The organism is Pseudooceanicola aquaeponti, from assembly GCF_050897975.1.
Taxonomy (GTDB): Bacteria; Pseudomonadota; Alphaproteobacteria; order Rhodobacterales; family Rhodobacteraceae; genus Pseudooceanicola.
This window is the reverse complement of the sequence record NZ_JBPAXY010000006.1, coordinates 285,749-301,952: the sequence shown is the minus strand read 5'-3', so window position 1 is coordinate 301,952 and position 16,204 is coordinate 285,749. Positions and strand designations below refer to the sequence as shown.

The window sequence follows — 16,204 nt, the reverse complement described above, 5'->3', positions numbered from 1 at the left end:
CCGGGCGACGCCTGCCGAGCGGGGATATTTTTGGCAATGAGAAAAGGGGGGCGTCAGTCCTCGGAGACGCCCGCCTCGGCGAAGGTGGCCATGCCGGAATGGCAGGCCAGCGCGGCCTTCAGGATGTTGATCGCCAGCGCGGCGCCCGAGCCTTCGCCCAGGCGCAGGCCCAGATCCAGCAGCGGCGCCTTGCCCAGCCTGTCCAACAGGGCCCGGTGCGCACCCTCGGCGCTGACATGGCCTGCGACGCAGTGATCCAGCGCGCCCGGCGCCTCTGCCGCCAGGCAGGCGGCGGCGGCGCAACAGATGAAGCCGTCCAGGATCACCGGAATCCCGAGGGCGCGGGCCCGCGCGATGGCCCCCGCCATGGCCGCCACTTCGCGCCCGCCCAGACAGCGTAGCGCCGCCAGCCCGGTGTCGGGGGCGTGCAGCGCCACGGCCCGGGCCACCACATCGGCCTTGTGCGCCACGCCCGCCGGGTCCAGCCCCGTGCCGCGCCCGGCCCAATCCGCCGCCGCCCCACCGTAAAGCGCATGGGCCAGAGCCGCCGCCGAGGTGGTGTTGCCGATGCCCATCTCGCCGGTGACCAGAAGATCCGCCGCCGGATCCACCGCCTGCCAACCGGCGTTCAGAGCATTCAGCAGTTCCGCCTCGGTCATGGCGGGGCCTTGGGTGAAATCCTGGGTGGGCCGGTCGAGATCCAGCGCCACGATATCCATCCGCGCCCCCGCCACCTCGGCCAGCTGGTTGACCGCCGCGCCGCCGGCCTGGAAATTGGCCACCATCTGCGCCGTCACCTCTGCCGGGAAGGCCGAGATGCCCTGGGCCGTGACCCCGTGGTTGCCCGCGAAGATCACCACCTGCGGCGCCTGCACCCGGGGCCGCGCCTCGCCGCGCCAGCCCGCATACCAGATCGCCAGATCCTCCAGCCGCCCCAGGGCGCCCGGGGGCTTGGTCAGCGCGCCGTTGCGCGCCGTCGCCGCCGCAGACGCCTGCGCATCGGGGGTGGGGGCCGCCACCAGGGCGGCGCGGAAGGCATCGAGGGTGGGAAGGCTGTCGTTCATGTCGGATCCGTTGTATGTCGCCTGCACCCCCTGTCTATTCCCTGCCACCGCCGGAGCAACCGCGAAGATGGACCTGACCCGCCCCTGGAGCGACCTTCTGTCGGCCCTCGGCCTGCTAAGCCGCCTGCCCCTGCCCGCCCATGAGGGGCGCGGCGCCCCCGCCGCCTGGGCCTATCCGCTGGCGGGCGCGGTGCTGGGGGCGCTGGCCGCGCTAGCCGGTCTGGCGGCGCTGGCCCTGTCGCTGCCACCGCAAGCGGCGGCGCTGGTCTGTCTGGGGACCTCGGTGGCGCTGACCGGGGCGCTGCACGAGGACGGGCTGGCCGATGTGGCGGACGGGTTCTGGGGTGGATTCGACCGCGCCCGGCGGCTGGAGATCATGAAGGACAGCCGGATCGGCGCCTATGGGGTGATCGCCCTGGTGCTGGCGCTGCTGGCAAGGTGGAGCGCGCTGTCGCTGCTGTTTTCCGCGCCGGGCGGGGCCTGGGCGGTACTGGCCGCCGCCGCCCTGTCGCGGGCGGCGATGCCCGCGCTGATGGCCGCCCTGCCCCATGCCCGCGACACCGGCCTGTCGCGCGCGGTCGGGCGCTGCGCCCCCCTGGTGGCCCGAGGGGCAGCGGGGCTGGGCGCCGGGCTGGCGCTGGTCCTGCTGGGTTGGGCCGCCCTGCCCGCCCTGCTGGCGGTGGCCTGCGTGACCCTGGCCCTGGGACGGCTGGCGCAGGCAAAGATCGGCGGCCAGACCGGCGATGTGCTGGGCGCGGCGCAGCAGCTGACCGAGATCGCCGTTCTGTTCGTGCTGATCGCCTGAGCCTGCGGAGGCAGAGACAGGCCAGCGGGCCACGAAAAAAGGGCCGCCCCGGGGGACGGCCCTGTCGTATTTAGTCGAGCGCTGTGGCCCCGGCGCCGATCAGGCGGCGCGGCTGACCAGCACCTCGTCCACCTGCTTGGCGGCGGCCACCTCGTCCCCACCGGAGACGGCGGCCACTTCGCGGGTCAGACGTTCCAGCGCGGCTTCATACAGCTGACGCTCGGAATAGGACTGCTCGCGCTGATCGTCGTTGCGGTGCAGGTCGCGCACCACTTCGGCAATGGCGATCAGGTCGCCCGAGTTGATCTTCTGTTCGTATTCCTGGGCGCGACGCGACCACATGGCGCGTTTCACCTTGGCCTTGCCCTTCAGCGTCTTCATCGCCTGGCTGACCACATCGGGGCTGGACAGAGAGCGCATCCCGATCTCGGTCGCCTTGTGGGTCGGCACCCGCAGGGTCATCTTGTCCTTCTCGAAGGAGATGACGAAGAGTTCCAGTTCGAGACCGGCGATCTCTTGGCTTTCGATCGACACGATCTGCCCCACGCCATGGGCCGGATAAACGACATAGTCATTCGGGCGGAATTCGGGTTTCTTGGTCTTGGTCATAGAGCTTCTTCCTCACATACCCGTCCATCAGAGGGCACGAAAACGTCCGGCGCCGGCCTGCGGCACCAAACGTGCATTTCCAACTCTTCAGATCATGGTCCGGCGGTCAGCAGCGCCCGCGAACCCGGATGGGGCAGTATTTGTCATGTGTAACGACAGTACATAACACAGAATCACCGCGAATCAAAGCGGCGCCGAATTTCCGTGCAAACAGGCCGCCTGCGCGGCCCCGGGCCTGTGTAAACGGGCCGCCCTTGCGGCCCCGGGGGCGGCCCTGAACAGCCCCCAAAGCGGTCTGATTCAGCCGCCCTCGCCGGGCGCTTCGGAGAAGTACTTCTCCATCTTGCCCTCTTCGCCGTCGCGGTCGTCGGCGCCGGGCATCGGGTCTTTCTTCGAGATGATGACAGGCCAGAGTTCCGAGTATTTCCGGTTGAACTCGACCCATTTGTCCATGTCCGGCTCGGTGTCCGGGCGGATGGCATCGGCGGGGCACTCGGGTTCGCAGACGCCGCAGTCGATGCATTCGTCGGGGTGAATCACCAGGGTGTTCTCGCCTTCGTAGAAACAATCCACCGGACAGACTTCGACGCAGTCGGTGTATTTGCAGGCGATACAGTTTTCGGTGACGACGTAGGTCATGGCTTACTCTCGAAGTGCGGTCCGGAGCTTAGCTAATCCAGCGCTTCGGATCATTCAAGCGGTCCGCGTCGATCAAGATCGAGTTTCCTGCGGTCTCGCTTGGTGGGACGAGAATTGCCTTCGATCCGGGCAATCGGCGGAACGGGGGTCCGCTCTTGCTCGGCCGGGGGCGACAGATCCTCGTAAAGGGCCTGGGCCTCGGGGGCCGGGCCGCGACGGGTGCCCAGGGCGGTGATCTTGATCACGCGGATCAGACGGCCCTGGGCGAAGGTCAGCACATCGCCCGGGCCGACAGCGGCCGAGGCCTTGGCGGCGCGGTTACCGTTGACCCGCAGATGGCCCCCGGTGACGCAGGCGGCGGCAAGGCTGCGGCTTTTGAAAAACCGCGCCTGCCAAAGCCATTTGTCCACGCGCATCCGGGGGGCAGCAGGATCCAAGGATCAGTCCTTGGTCTTCAGGCCCATAAGCGCGGCGGCGAAGGGGTTGTCCGGGTCGATCCGGTCCTTCTTCTTGGGCGGGGCGGATTCGAAGGTCTTGGCCTTCTGGCCGCCACGGCCGCCTTCGGGCTTGCCACGCTTGGGCTTGCCGCCCTTGGGACGGTCGCCGCGCGGGGCGCCCTTGCCCTGACGCTCGCCCCCCTGGGGACGATCGCCCCGGGGACGGCCACGCTGGCCATCACGTGCCTGGCGCGCGCCACGACCCGCCCAGGTGAAGGTGAAGAACAGCTCGACCTCTGGGGTGCCATCCTCGCCCAGCACCGGCACCATCTCGGGCGCGGGCGCTTCGGCGGGGGCTTCGGCCTCTGCCTCTGCCGGAGCCTCGGCCTCTGCCGGAGCTTCTACGGGGGCCTCTGCCGGTGCCTCGGTCGCAGCCTCGGGGGCCGCGCCTTCGGCGGGGGCCTCCTCGGGGGCTGCCGCGCCTTCCTCTTCGGGGGCCTCCGCAGCCTCGGCGGCGGGGGTCTCGGCAAGTTTCATCTTGGCCCGCTCGCCCTTCTCGGCCTTGTAGCCCAGCCCCTGCATCAGGTCGGCGAACTGTTCCAGCGTCATGCCGGTGATCGACAGCATGTCGGCCTTGGCCTCGAACCCGCCGCGGCTGTCTTCGCCGCGCAGCATGTCGGCCAGGCGTTCCAGCATGTCGATGCGGATCGCCCGTTCGCCCGCAGCGCGATAGCCCGCCATGGCGAAATAGCCCTGCGGCAGGCCCTTGTCGGCGGGCACGGTCACCAGGCCCGGCGGCGGTGCCTCGGGGAATTCCTGAAGATCCTTCGACAGCGACCACAGCACCAGGCGCAGACGGGTCGGCGCGGGCTTCAGCAGCAGCGGCATGAAGATGGTGTACTGGCCAAAGCGGATGCCATGCTTGCGCAGCGCGCCGCGGGCCTCCTGGTCCAACTGCTTGACGTCCTCGGCCACCTCGCCGCGCGGCAGGATGCCCAGACCCTCGACCATGCGGAAGGCAAAGCCCCGCGCCAGGCCGGTCAGGGTCTCGTCCCTTTGCAGGTTCATCAGCGGCTCGAAGAGCGCGGCCACCTTGCGGTCGATGAAGTGTTGCAGGCGGCGCTGCACCTTCTGCGCCACATCCGGGCCCGCCTCGTCATCGACGAAGGCCACGACCTGCGGCTTCATCGGCTCGGGGCCCGCGGCCAGCTTGCCGACCGCCTGGTCACCCCACATCAGACCGCCCTGTTCGGTAAAGTCGATCTCGGTGTCCGGCGCGTTATAGAACCGGTCCGCGCGCAGGTTGAAATGGGGGATCAGCGCCTGAAGGCTGGCCTGGCGAATGGTCTTCGCCTCCTGCCCTTCGGCCTCTTTATCGGCGCGGAAGCGGAAACCTTCCAGCCGTCCCACGAATTCGCCTTCGACGGTCACATCGCCGGTATCACTGACTTCGGCCAAGAGGGCCTCCTTCTGCTTGAGCCGCCGCATCAGCACGCTGGTACGCCGGTCCACAAATCTCTGGGTCAGGCGCGCGTGCAGCGCGTCCGACAAGCGGTCTTCTACAGCGCGAGTCTCACCGCGCCAATGACTTTCGTCGTTCACCCAGCCATTGCGCTGCGCGACATAGGTCCAAGTGCGGATGAAGGACAGCCGTTTCGACAGCGCGTCGATGTCGCCATCGCTGCGGTCGATGCGACGGATCTGGGTCGCCAGCCAGTCGTCGGGCACCCGGCCCTTCTCGTGCAGGAAGCCGAAGATACGGGTTAGCAGCCCCGCATGTTCGTTATGGCTGATTCCCCGGAAATCGGGGATCCGGCAGACATCCCACAGCAGCCGCACAGAGGCGGTGTCAGAGGCCCGCGCGCGGACCTCGGCGTCGCTGGACATGCCTTTCAGGGCGATCTGATCGTCGGCCTCGCGGGCGCGCAACAGACGTTCGTCCTTGGGCGAAACCTCCAGCGAGGCGATCAGCGGTTCGATGCCCGCGAAGTTCAGCTGCGGGTTGCGCCACTGCAACTTCCGCACCGGGGCAAAGCGGTGCTCCATGATCGCCTCGGCGAGTTCGGGCGGCAGCGGCCCGGCCTCACCCGTCACGCCGAAGGTGCCGTCGGACATGCCGCGCCCGGCGCGGCCCGCGATCTGGCCCATCTCATGGGGGAACAGCTCGCGCATCCGGCGGCCGTCGAATTTCATCGTGGCCGAGAAGGCGACGTGTTTCACGTCGAGGTTGAGCCCCATGCCGATGGCATCTGTGGCCACCAGGTAATCGACGTCGCCGTTCTGGTAGAGCTCGACCTGGGCATTGCGCGTGCGGGGGGACAGCGCCCCCATGACGACCGCCGCGCCGCCCTTCTGGCGGCGGATAAGTTCCGCCATGGCATAGATATTATCGACCGAGAACCCCACCACGGCGGACCGCGACGGCAGGCGAGAGATCTTGCGATCGCCCGCATAGGTCAGCTGCGACATGCGCTCTCGCCGGATGAACTGCGCCTCGGGCAAGAGGTCGGCGATGACGCCACGCATGGAATGCGAGCCCAGGAACATCGTCTCGGTCAGCCCGCGCGCGCGCAACAGCCGGTCGGTGAAGACATGGCCGCGCTCGGGATCGGCACAAAGCTGGATCTCGTCCACGGCCAGAAAGTCACAGCCCATCCCCTCGGGCATCGCCTCGACTGTGCAGACCCAGTATTTCGTGCGCGGCGGCACGATGCGTTCCTCGCCGGTGACCAGCGCCACGACAGAGGGACCGCGCGCGGCGACGATCCGGTCGTAGACCTCGCGCGCCAGCAGGCGCAGCGGCAGGCCGATAATGCCCGTCCGATGCCCCAGCATCCGTTCGATGGCGTAATGGGTCTTGCCGGTATTGGTCGGCCCGAGGACCGCGGTGATCCTGCCCTTTTGGGACATGCCCTGCCCTCGCTGAAACTCTTAACGGGTCAGGTATCGCTGCCGGACACGGCAGGTGCAAGCCGATCCCGGCCCGCCTGCGCCTCTTCATGGGCGGGATAGACCGACAGCACCGCGCGGTAGCCGTCATAGGCCGCGTCGATGCGGCCCGTCTGCTCCATCAGCACCGCCAGCCCATAGGCCGCCTGGAAGTTCACCGGGTTCAGCGCCAGCGCCTGCAAAAGGTCCGATTGCGCCTGGCCGAATTCCTCTAGCGTGTAGAACGCCATGGCGCGCAGATGCCAGGCTTCGGCGAAATCCGGCGCATGGTCGATCAGCGCGCTGAGATGGCCGATGGCGGCGGGGGCATCGCCCCCCTCCAGGGCATCGCGGCCCTTGCGCAACAGCAGATCCATGGAGGAAGAGCCCGAGCGCGACCAGATCAGTTCCAGCTCGCGCACGATCTGGCGCGCCTCGCCCGTATCGGCCTCGGCCAACCCGTCCAGCAGGGGCGTGACCGAATCGTCGGCCCACCCTAAAGTCGGAACCGATAGGAATAACGCTGCGGCACAAGCCGTCAGAGCGGATTTGAGATGTCGATTGAACCTGCGCATGACGCCTATAAGTGTAGCGCGAGGAGAGGGCTCGCATAGCCCCAATCATGTAAAATTGAAGGAAGCGCGACATGAGCGAAGTGATTACCGCCGCAGTGGCAGCACTGAACGCAAAGCTGGCAGACGAAAGCATTGATTTCACCGCCAAATTCGTCATCGAAGGCGAAGGTGAGATCCTTGTGGGCTCTGATGGCGCCAAGCCCGCAGAGGCCGGTGACGAGGCCGATGTGACCATGACCGCCGAGGCGGACACCTTCCAGGACATGCTTTCGGGCGATCTTAACCCGACCTCGGCTTTCATGACCGGCAAGCTGAGCGTCGATGGCGACATGGGCTCGGCCATGAAGCTGGGCTCGCTGCTGGCCTGACCCGCTGCGGCGGGGCGGCCCCTGTCGCCCCGCCCTTCCGGCCCGCGCGTCCCGGCGCGGGTCTGACGCCCGACCTGCCTGACCTGCCATGGAGCCTCTGGTGACCCTGACGACCGACGCCCCGGCCAAGACCGAAGCCGAGACCGCCCCGCTTTACGCCGATGTGGCCGATGGCCCCGAGGGCGGCATCGCGCTCTGGATCGCCACCCAGGACGGGTTGCGCCTGCGCCTGGTGTTCTGGCCGCTGGCGGGCGCCAAGGGCACCGTGCTGCTGTTCACCGGACGCACCGAATATGCCGAGAAATACGGCCGCGCCGCCGCCGATCTGGCCGCGCGCGGCTTTGCCACCGTGACGCTGGACTGGCGCGGCCAGGGCCTGGCCGACCGGGTGGCGGGCGATCCGGCCCTGGGGCATGTGGCCCGGTTCGGCGATTACCAACAGGATGTTCAGGCCCTGCTGGCCGCCCTGCCCGATCTGGGCATCGACGGGCCGCTGTTCCTGCTGGCCCATTCCATGGGCGGCGCCATCGGCCTGCGCGCCCTGCATCAGGGCCTGCCGGTCGCCGCCGCCGCCTTTTCCGCGCCCATGTGGGGCATCCGGATGCCCGGCCCCCTGCGCCCGATCGCCTGGCTGCTGACCGGCACCTCGCATCTTCTGGGCATGGTCGAGACGATCACCCCCGGCACCAAGGCCGAGACCTATGTGCTGTACGAGAGTTTCGAGAAGAACAAGCTGACCCATGACGCCGAGATGTACGCCTATATGCGCCGCCAGGCCGAGGCGCATCCCGATCTGATGATCGGCGGGCCGACGATGAAATGGCTGCACGAGGCCCTGCGCGAAACCCGCGACCTGGCACGGATGCCCGCGCCCCGGGTGCCCTGCCTGACCTTCCTGGGCAGCGAAGAGGCCATCGTCGATTGCGACCGCATCCATCAGCGCATGGCCAGCTGGCCCGAGGGGCGGCTGGACCAGATCGCCCGCGCCCATCACGAGGTGATGATGGAAGGCCCCGAGATCCGCGCCCATGTCTTCGACGCCTGCGCCGCCCATTTCGAGGCCCATCTGCCCGGCTGACCCACGGCGCGGGTCCTCGCGGCCCGGCGCGGCCCCACCCCGGCCTTGTCCTGCTGGTCCCGGCGGCCTATGTCGAAGGTCCGGAACCAAACTGGAGGATCCATGCGCCCGCTCCCCTTTGCCGCCCCGTTTCACGCCCCCCTGCCCTTGCGCGACGCCAACGCCGCCCCCGGGGACGAGGCGGCCCCCTTCGGCAACCTGCCGGAATGGGACCTGAGCGACCTCTACGCCTCCCCCGATGCGCCCGAGCTGAAGCGCGACCTGGACTGGCTGGAAGAGGCCTGCGCGCGCTTCGCCGAGGATTTCGAGGGCAAGCTGGCCACCCTGGACGCCGAGGGCTTCCTGGACTGCGTGCTGCGCAATGAACGCATCCAGGCCGTGTCGGGCCGCATCATGTCCTACGCCGGTCTGCGCTATTACCAGCTGACCACCGCCGGTGACCGGGTGAAGTTCATGTCGGACATGCAGGACCGGCTGACCAATTTCACCACGCCGCTGGTCTTCTTCACGCTGGAGATCAACCGCCTGCCGGATGATCATCTGAACGGGCTCTTCGACCAGAACGCCGAGCTGGCGCGCTACAAGCCGGTCTTCGACCGCATCCGCGCCATGAAACCTTACCAGCTGTCCGACGAGCTGGAGAAATTCCTGCACGACCTGGGCGTGGTGGGCGACGCCTGGGAGAAGCTGTTCGATGAGACCATCGCCGGGCTGACCTTCTGCATCGACGGCGACGAGCTGGGCATCGAGGCCACGCTGACCCTGCTGACCGACCACGACCGCGATAAACGCGAAGCGGCGGCGCGCGAACTGGCCCATGTGCTGGGCGAAAACATCCGCACCTTTGCGCGGGTCCACAACACCACCGCCAAGGAAAAAGAGGTGATCGACCGCTGGCGCGGGATGCCCAACCCGCAGACCGGCCGCCACCTGTCGAACCACGTCGAACCCGAGGTGGTCGAGGCGCTGCGCAATGCCGTGGTCGCCGCCTACCCCCGCCTGTCGCACCGTTATTACGAGCTGAAGCGGAAATGGCTGGGCCTAGACCGGATGCAGGTCTGGGATCGTAACGCGCCGCTGCCCACCGAAGCGCCCAAGCTGGTTGGCTGGGACGAGGCGCAGACCACGGTGATGGAGGCCTACGCGGGCTTTTCCCCCCGCATGGCCGAGATCGCGCAACCCTTCTTCGACAAGGGCTGGATCGACGCGGGCGTGAAGCCCGGCAAGGCGCCGGGCGCCTTCGCCCACCCCACCGTGACCGACGTGCACCCCTATGTGATGCTGAACTACCTCGGCAAGCCGCGCGACGTGATGACCCTGGCCCATGAGCTGGGCCATGGCGTGCACCAGGTGCTGGCCGCCGGTCAGGGCGAAATGCTGTCCTCGACCCCCCTGACCCTGGCCGAAACCGCCAGCGTCTTCGGCGAGATGCTGACCTTCCGCGCCATGCTGGCCAAGGCCGAGACCAAGGAACAGCGCAAGACCCTGCTGGCCGGCAAGGTCGAGGACATGATCAACACGGTCGTCCGCCAGATCGCCTTCTACGACTTCGAATGCAAGTTGCACGACGCCCGCCGCCATGGCGAGCTGACGCCCGAGGACATCAACGCCCTGTGGATGTCGGTGCAGGCCGAAAGCCTCGGCCCGGCGTTCGATTTCATGGACGGGTACGAGACCTACTGGGCCTATATCCCCCACTTCGTCCACTCGCCCTTCTACGTCTACGCCTATGCCTTTGGCGACGGGCTGGTGAACGCCCTTTACGCCGTCTACGAAGAGGCGCCCGAAGGCTTCCAGGAGAAGTATTTCGAGATGCTGAAGGCGGGCGGGTCGAAGCACCACAAGGAGCTGCTGGCGCCCTTCGGCCTGGATGCCAGCGATCCGGCCTTCTGGGACAAGGGCCTGTCGATGATCGAAGGCTTCATCGACGAGCTGGAGGCGATGGAGGACTGAGATGTCCCCCATGCCAACCCGGCGTGAACGTTTCAAACGCTGGTCGCGGCGGGCGCTGGTCCGCATCCGCCGCACCCTGCCTCCCGGCACCCGCCTGCCCGTCGGCCTTTTGCTGATGCTGGGGGGCGTGCTGGGCTTCCTGCCCATCGTCGGTTTCTGGATGCTGCCCCTGGGCCTGGCCGTGGCCGCGCTGGACGTGGCCCCGCTGATCCGTCGCCTGCGCGGGCGCTAGAGCCGCTTGCCGTCACGTCCTGCTAGGCGGGGCGCCCTCCCCCTCCTAGGCTGCGCGCGAGGGAGGAACACCATGAAACTCATCCGAAACACCCTGCTGGTCCTGCTGGGGCTGGCCGTCGCCGCGCTGGCGGTGATCCTGCTTTACGTGCCCGGCTACGTCGAACAAAGCCGCAACCCGGTGGCCGAACATCCCGCCTACCCGGTCTCGACCGAGGCCCAGGCGCTGCATGACGGATTGCTGATCGGCGACTGGCACTCTGACAGCCTGCTGTGGAAACGTGACCTGACAGAGCGCGGCACCCGTGGTCAGGTCGATTTCCCCCGGATGCGCGAAGGCAATGCCGCGCTTCAGGTCTTCACCACCGTCACCAAAAGCCCCAAGGGCCAGAATTACGAGGAAAACTCGGCCGATGCGGGGGACAACATCACCCTGCTGTCCATGGTCTCGCTCTGGCCGAAACGGACCTGGGACGATCTGACCGAACGGGCCCTCTATCAGGCCGAGAAACTGGACGGTTTCATCCGCCATGACGGCCAGGTGACCCTGATCCGTACCGTCGCCGACCTCGACGCCGTTCTGGCCGCCCGCGCCGCGGGCCAGCCGCATCTGGGCGCCCTGCTGGGCATCGAAGGGGCCCATGCCCTGGAGGGCGACCTGGCCAACCTCGACCGGCTCGAGGCCGCAGGCTTCCGCCTGATCGGGTTGCACCACTTCTTCGACAACGCCCTGGGCGGGTCGCTGCATGGTCATTCCGAGGCCGGGCTGAACGACTTTGGCCGCGCCGTGGTGGCCGAGGTGGTGGCGCGCGGGATGGTGCTGGACCTGGCCCATTCCGCGCCCCAGGTGGTCGAGGACGTGCTGGCGATGACCGACATCCCGCTGGTGGTCAGCCATGGCGGCTTTGCGGGCTATTGCGACGTCAAACGCAACATCCCCGTCGATCTGATGCGCCGCATCGCCGCGCGCGGCGGCGTGGTCGGCATGGGCTATTGGGCCGATGTGACCTGCGGCGACGCGGGCCCCACCAACGTGGCCGAGATGATCGCCGCCGCCGTGGCCGAGCTGGGCGAGGATGCGGTGTCGCTGGGGTCGGACTTCGACGGCTCGGTGGCCACCGCCTTCGACATCTCGGAACTGCCCGCGCTGACCCAAGCCCTGATGGATCAGGGGCTGAGCGAGGCGCAGATCGCCAAGGTCATGGGCGGCAACATGGAACGCGTCTTGCGCGCCCGCCTGCCGGGCTAAGCGCGCGCACAAGCCCGAAACGTGAAAGGCCGCCCCGAGGGGCGGCCTTTTTCCGTGAATGGGAGGGATCACGGGCTAAGGGTCCAAAGAGAGCGGACCCTCGGTCGCGGGCGACAAGGTCAGGCCTGGGCCATCATCCCCTTCTCGGAGGCCAGTTCGCGCATCCGGCTTTGCAGCTTCTCGAAGGCGCGCACCTCGATCTGGCGGATCCGTTCGCGGCTGACGTCGTATTTCGCCGACAGGTCTTCCAGGGTCACGGTCTCTTCCGACAGGCGGCGTTGCGACAGGATGTCCTTCTCGCGGTCGTTCAGCACATCCATGGCCTCGGCCAGCAGGGCGCGGCGGGCGTCCAGCTCGTCCCGGGCCTCGTAATCCCCGGCCTGGTCGGCATCCTCGTCTTCCAGCCAGTCCTGCCATTGCATGGTACTGTCGGCATCCGAGCCCACCGTGGCGTTCAGCGAGGCATCAGACCCCGCCATGCGGCGGTTCATCGAGGTCACCTCGTCCTCGGTCACGCCCAGATCATTGGCGATCTGCTTGACGTGTTCGGGACGCAGGTCGCCCTCTTCCAGGGCGCCGATGCGGGCCTTGGCCTTGCGCAGGTTGAAGAACAGCTTCTTCTGCGCGCTGGTGGTGCCCAGCTTCACCAGCGACCAGGACCGCAGGATATATTCCTGGATCGAGGCGCGGATCCACCACATGGCATAGGTCGCCAGGCGGAATCCCTTCTCGGGGTCAAAGCGCTTCACGGCCTGCATCAGGCCCACGTTGGCCTCGGAAATCACCTCGGCCTGAGGCAGGCCATAGCCGCGATAGCCCATGGCGATCTTCGCCGCCAGGCGCAGGTGGGACGTGACCATCTTATGGGCGGCGGCGGTGTCTTCCTGCTCGACCCAGCGTTTGGCGAGCATGTATTCCTCCTCAGGTTCCAGCATCGGGAACTTGCGGATCTCCTGCATGTAGCGGTTCAGACCGCCTTCCGGCGTCGGAGCCGGCAGATTGGCATAGTTACTCAACTCTCTGTCCTTCCCAGGTTTCCCCGCCTCATGTAAATGAGCTTAACATCTACATGGGAGCGCAGGGCCGCGGGTTCAAGCATCTGTCATGCAAACCCTGACGGGAGGTAAACGTTCCAGGCCCCGGATCCCGTTGGATAACGGTGGCAAGGGCCCGCTGTTGAGATCAGATTACCGCCGCCGCCCGGGTCGGCACAAGACAAAGCGCCCTCGCATTGGCGCACATCTTCGTGCGCAAAACCGCATTGCGCGCGCTGAGGCACATGGAACCCCGCCGCGCCCCGGGCGCCAAGGGCCGCTCAATTGGCCGGAAGCGCGTCCAGCAGGGCCTGCATATCCTCGGGCAGCGGCGCCTCGAAGCGCAGCCAGTCGCCGCTGACGGGGTGTTCCACCCCCAAGACGGCGGCGTGCAGCGCCTGACGGGGAAAGCGGGTGACCGCCTGGGCGCCCGCGACGCCGAGGGCGCGTTCCGACACCTTGCGCTTGCCGCCATAGACCGGATCGCCGACCAGCGCATGGCCCGCATGGGCCATGTGCACGCGGATCTGATGGGTGCGCCCGGTCTCCAGCCGGCATTCCACCAGCGCCACGGCGGGCGGCGTGCCGAAGGTCTGCAACAGTTTCGCCCGGGTGATCGCATGGCGCCCGCGGTCGAAATAAACCGCGTGTTTCTGCCGATCGCTGCGGTGCCGGTCCAGCTGGGTGGTGATCTTCAACACGCCCCCGCTTTCGAAGGACGCCCCCCGCACCCCGCGCAGACGCGGATCCGACGGATCGGGCACCCCGTGGCACAGCGCCAGATAGGCGCGTTCGGCGGTATGGGCCTCGAACTGGGCGGCCAGGGCGTGATGCGCGCGGTCGGACTTCGCGACCACCAGCAGGCCCGAGGTCTCCTTGTCGATCCGATGCACGATGCCGGGGCGCTTCTCGCCACCGATCCCCGACAGGCTGTCGCCGCAATGGGCCAGCAGGGCATTGACCAGCGTGCCATCGGGCGAGCCGGGGGCGGGATGCACCACCATCCCCGCGGGCTTGTTGACGATGACCATCTCGTCATCCTCATAGACGATATCGAGGGGGATCCCCTGCGGCCGCGCCTCGACCTCCACCGCCTGCAGCAGCACGATCTCCAGCACGTCCCCCTCGGCCACCTTGGCCTTGGGATCGCTCAGCACCACACCCGCGCGGCTGACCTGCCCCTCGGTGATCAGCCGCGCCAGCCGGGTGCGCGACAGGGCCGCCTCCTCTGGCACATCGCGCGAAAGCGCCTTATCAAGACGGCCGGGCGGATTGGCCCCGATCCGCACCGACAAGGGCGCGCCGGAGGAGATCTCGGAGATGGACTCGGACATGGACAAAGACCTTCCTGCGGCGGCGGAGGGGGCGGAACCGCCCGGCCTGCGTCTGCTGCGCCGCCTGGTGACAACGCTTCTGGTGGTGATGATCCTGGGGCTGATAACGCTGGTCGGGCTGGTTGTCATCCGTTTTGCGCGCCCGCCTGCCCCTGCGATGCCCGCCGAGATCACCCTGCCCGCAGGCGCCCACGCCGAGGCCGTGACCCGGGGCCGCGGCTGGACCGCCGTGGTCACCGCCGATCAAGAGATCCTGATCTTCGACGCCACGGGCGCCCTGCGCCAGACCGTCCCCGTCACGCTCGCCGACTGAACGCCCTGGTGCCGGACGTAGGCCAGGGGCGGTTCCCCTCGCCCCTCACAGGGCGCCGTCCGCACCCGCCTCGCTCCCCCCCTGCTCTTTCACCGGGCTAAAAATACTCAACCGCCCCGCCCGCCACGGGCACACCCTCCTAGCTGGCGCCCATCCGGTTCCAGGCATCCAACCCCGCCACCTTGTAGGCCTCGGCCAGAGTCGGATAGTTGAAGGTGTTCTCGACAAAGAAATCCACCGTGCCGCCCAGGTTGATCACCGCCTGGCCGATATGGATCAGCTCGGTCGCCCCCTCACCCACGATATGCGCCCCCAGCAACCGCCGCGACTTCAGCGAAAAGATCAGCTTCAGAAAGCCGGTGTTGACCCCCATGATATGCCCGCGCGAGGTCTCGCGGAACCGCGCGATGCCGCATTCATAGGCCTCGCCGCTGGCGCGCACCTCTTCCTCGGACTGGCCCACGGTCGAGATCTCGGGCACCGCATAGATGCCATAGGGAAAGGTCGCGGGCGGCGGCGGGGGCGAGACGCCGAAGGCATGGCAGGCCGCCACCCGCCCCTGCTCCATCGAGGTGGAGGCCAGCGCCGGAAAGCCGATCACGTCCCCGGCGGCATAGATATTCTCGGCCTCGGTCTGGAAGGTATGGGGATCGACCTTCAGCCGCCCGCGACTGTCGGGCTCCAGCCCCACGGCGGCCAGGTTCAGCCGCTCTACGTTCCCTGCCCGCCCGGCGGCAAACAGCAGCGTGTCGGATCGGATGCGCCGCCCGTCGGTCAGTTCCACATCCACCCCGGTGGTGCCGGTGGTGACCTGTTTCACTTTCGCGCCCAGGCGGATGGTCATGCCGCGGTCGCGCATCTGGTGGATGAAATCGTCGACGATCTCGCGGTCGACGAAGTTCAGGATCTCGTCGCGCGCCTCGATCAGGGTCACCGGCACGTCCAGCGCCGAGAAGATCGTGGCATATTCCACCCCGATCACCCCGCCGCCGATCACCGTCATGGTGCGCGGGATCCGCTCCAGCTCCAGGATCTCGTCGCTGTCGAAGACGCGTTTGCGGTCGAAGGGGATATGGGCGGGGCGGTAGGGATGGGTGCCGGTGGCCACCAGCGCCTTGTCGAACTCGACCAGGGTGCATTCGCCGGTCTCGGTGCGGATCTCGGCGGTGTTGGCATCCAGAAACCGCACCTCGCCAAAGCCAGAGCGGACCATGTTGCGCATGAACTGGTGTTGCAGCACCTCGACCTCGTGATCCAGGGTCTTGTGCAGCCGCTGCATCAGGTCGATGGCGCCGATGTCCTGCTTGACCCGGTAGCCCTGACCGTAGAACCCGCGCTCGCGCCAGCCCGACAGGTTCAGCACCGTCTCGCGCAGGGTCTTTGACGGGATGGTGCCGGTATGCACCGAAACCCCGCCCAGGCGCCGCCCCTTGTCCACCACCAGCACGGATTTCCCCAGCTTCGCCGATTGCACCGCCGCCCGCCGCCCGGCGGGGCCGGAGCCGATCACCAGCATGTCGATCCTGTCCATCTGACGCGCATCCTTCCTCTGTCCCGGGTCAAGCCAAGCGGCTTTGCCGCCTTGTC

16 protein-coding genes are annotated in these 16,204 nt (G+C 67.7%); 7 read left to right on the top strand and 9 right to left on the bottom strand.

What is annotated here, in order from left to right; genetic code table 11:
* Window positions 1-53: 53 nt before the first annotated feature.
* Window positions 54-1,064, bottom strand: coding sequence for a nicotinate-nucleotide--dimethylbenzimidazole phosphoribosyltransferase (cobT, locus tag ACRARE_RS16375; RefSeq protein ID WP_432657528.1), 1,011 nt, complete (start codon window positions 1,062-1,064; stop codon window positions 54-56).
* 67 nt (window positions 1,065-1,131) lie between these two features.
* Between cobT and cobS the strand changes: the two genes are divergently transcribed.
* Window positions 1,132-1,869: an adenosylcobinamide-GDP ribazoletransferase gene (cobS, locus tag ACRARE_RS16370; protein ID WP_432657527.1), complete on the top strand. Its 738-nt coding sequence runs from the start codon at window positions 1,132-1,134 to the stop codon at window positions 1,867-1,869.
* A 99-nt stretch (window positions 1,870-1,968) separates the two neighbouring features.
* Here cobS and ACRARE_RS16365 read toward each other — a convergent pair whose 3' ends face one another.
* The 5 genes from ACRARE_RS16365 to ACRARE_RS16345 all read right to left on the bottom strand — a co-directional run bounded on the left by ACRARE_RS16365 (window position 1,969) and on the right by ACRARE_RS16345 (window position 6,940).
* On the bottom strand, window positions 1,969-2,478 hold the full coding sequence (locus tag ACRARE_RS16365) for a CarD family transcriptional regulator (RefSeq protein ID WP_432657526.1): 510 nt from the start codon (window positions 2,476-2,478) through the stop codon (window positions 1,969-1,971).
* Window positions 2,479-2,778: 300 nt separating this feature from the next.
* A complete protein-coding gene (gene fdxA, locus ACRARE_RS16360; protein ID WP_432657525.1) occupies window positions 2,779-3,117 on the bottom strand; it encodes a ferredoxin FdxA in 339 nt (112 codons plus the stop codon).
* Window positions 3,118-3,167: 50 nt separating this feature from the next.
* Window positions 3,168-3,533: an Hsp15 family ribosome-associated heat shock protein gene (locus ACRARE_RS16355; protein WP_432657688.1), complete on the bottom strand. Its 366-nt coding sequence runs from the start codon at window positions 3,531-3,533 to the stop codon at window positions 3,168-3,170.
* Window positions 3,534-3,557: 24 nt separating this feature from the next.
* The gene (locus ACRARE_RS16350) at window positions 3,558-6,464 is read right to left on the bottom strand and encodes a helicase-related protein (RefSeq protein ID WP_432657524.1); all 2,907 of its coding nucleotides are present in this window, start codon (window positions 6,462-6,464) and stop codon (window positions 3,558-3,560) included.
* A gap of 29 nt (window positions 6,465-6,493) precedes the next feature.
* A complete protein-coding gene (locus tag ACRARE_RS16345; protein WP_432657523.1) occupies window positions 6,494-6,940 on the bottom strand; it encodes a tetratricopeptide repeat protein in 447 nt (148 codons plus the stop codon).
* Window positions 6,941-7,128: 188 nt separating this feature from the next.
* Between ACRARE_RS16345 and ACRARE_RS16340 the strand changes: the two genes are divergently transcribed.
* The 5 genes from ACRARE_RS16340 (at window position 7,129) to ACRARE_RS16320 (ending at window position 11,936) form a co-directional block, all read left to right on the top strand.
* Window positions 7,129-7,425 carry an SCP2 sterol-binding domain-containing protein gene (locus ACRARE_RS16340; RefSeq protein ID WP_432657522.1) on the top strand — a complete coding sequence of 99 codons (297 nt, stop codon included), beginning with the start codon at window positions 7,129-7,131 and terminating at the stop codon, window positions 7,423-7,425.
* Window positions 7,426-7,525: 100 nt separating this feature from the next.
* Window positions 7,526-8,503, top strand: coding sequence for an alpha/beta fold hydrolase (locus tag ACRARE_RS16335; RefSeq protein ID WP_432657521.1), 978 nt, complete (start codon window positions 7,526-7,528; stop codon window positions 8,501-8,503).
* 102 nt (window positions 8,504-8,605) lie between these two features.
* Window positions 8,606-10,456, top strand: a complete 1,851-nt coding sequence (locus ACRARE_RS16330; protein ID WP_432657520.1) for a M3 family oligoendopeptidase — start codon at window positions 8,606-8,608, stop codon at window positions 10,454-10,456.
* Window position 10,457: 1 nt separating this feature from the next.
* Window positions 10,458-10,688 (top strand): hypothetical protein, encoded by a 231-nt coding sequence (locus ACRARE_RS16325; RefSeq protein WP_432657519.1) that lies wholly within the window; start codon window positions 10,458-10,460, stop codon window positions 10,686-10,688.
* Window positions 10,689-10,760: 72 nt separating this feature from the next.
* Complete coding sequence (locus ACRARE_RS16320; protein WP_432657518.1) at window positions 10,761-11,936, top strand: dipeptidase; 1,176 nt, start codon at window positions 10,761-10,763, stop codon at window positions 11,934-11,936.
* A 119-nt stretch (window positions 11,937-12,055) separates the two neighbouring features.
* Here ACRARE_RS16320 and rpoH read toward each other — a convergent pair whose 3' ends face one another.
* Together rpoH and ACRARE_RS16310 are read right to left on the bottom strand one after the other, a co-directional pair.
* A complete protein-coding gene (rpoH, locus tag ACRARE_RS16315; RefSeq protein WP_432657517.1) occupies window positions 12,056-12,952 on the bottom strand; it encodes an RNA polymerase sigma factor RpoH in 897 nt (298 codons plus the stop codon).
* A 299-nt stretch (window positions 12,953-13,251) separates the two neighbouring features.
* The gene (locus ACRARE_RS16310) at window positions 13,252-14,304 is read right to left on the bottom strand and encodes an RluA family pseudouridine synthase (RefSeq protein ID WP_432657516.1); all 1,053 of its coding nucleotides are present in this window, start codon (window positions 14,302-14,304) and stop codon (window positions 13,252-13,254) included.
* Here ACRARE_RS16310 and ACRARE_RS16305 point away from each other — a divergent pair.
* Window positions 14,303-14,617 (top strand): DUF6476 family protein, encoded by a 315-nt coding sequence (locus tag ACRARE_RS16305; RefSeq protein WP_432657515.1) that lies wholly within the window; start codon window positions 14,303-14,305, stop codon window positions 14,615-14,617. The two genes, ACRARE_RS16310 and ACRARE_RS16305, sit on opposite strands and share 2 nt — an antisense overlap.
* Before the next feature lie 139 nt (window positions 14,618-14,756).
* On the opposite strand, the gene sthA is transcribed toward ACRARE_RS16305, so the two are convergent.
* Window positions 14,757-16,148 carry a Si-specific NAD(P)(+) transhydrogenase gene (gene sthA / locus ACRARE_RS16300; RefSeq protein ID WP_432657514.1) on the bottom strand — a complete coding sequence of 464 codons (1,392 nt, stop codon included), beginning with the start codon at window positions 16,146-16,148 and terminating at the stop codon, window positions 14,757-14,759.
* Between the last annotated feature and the right edge of the window lie 56 nt (window positions 16,149-16,204).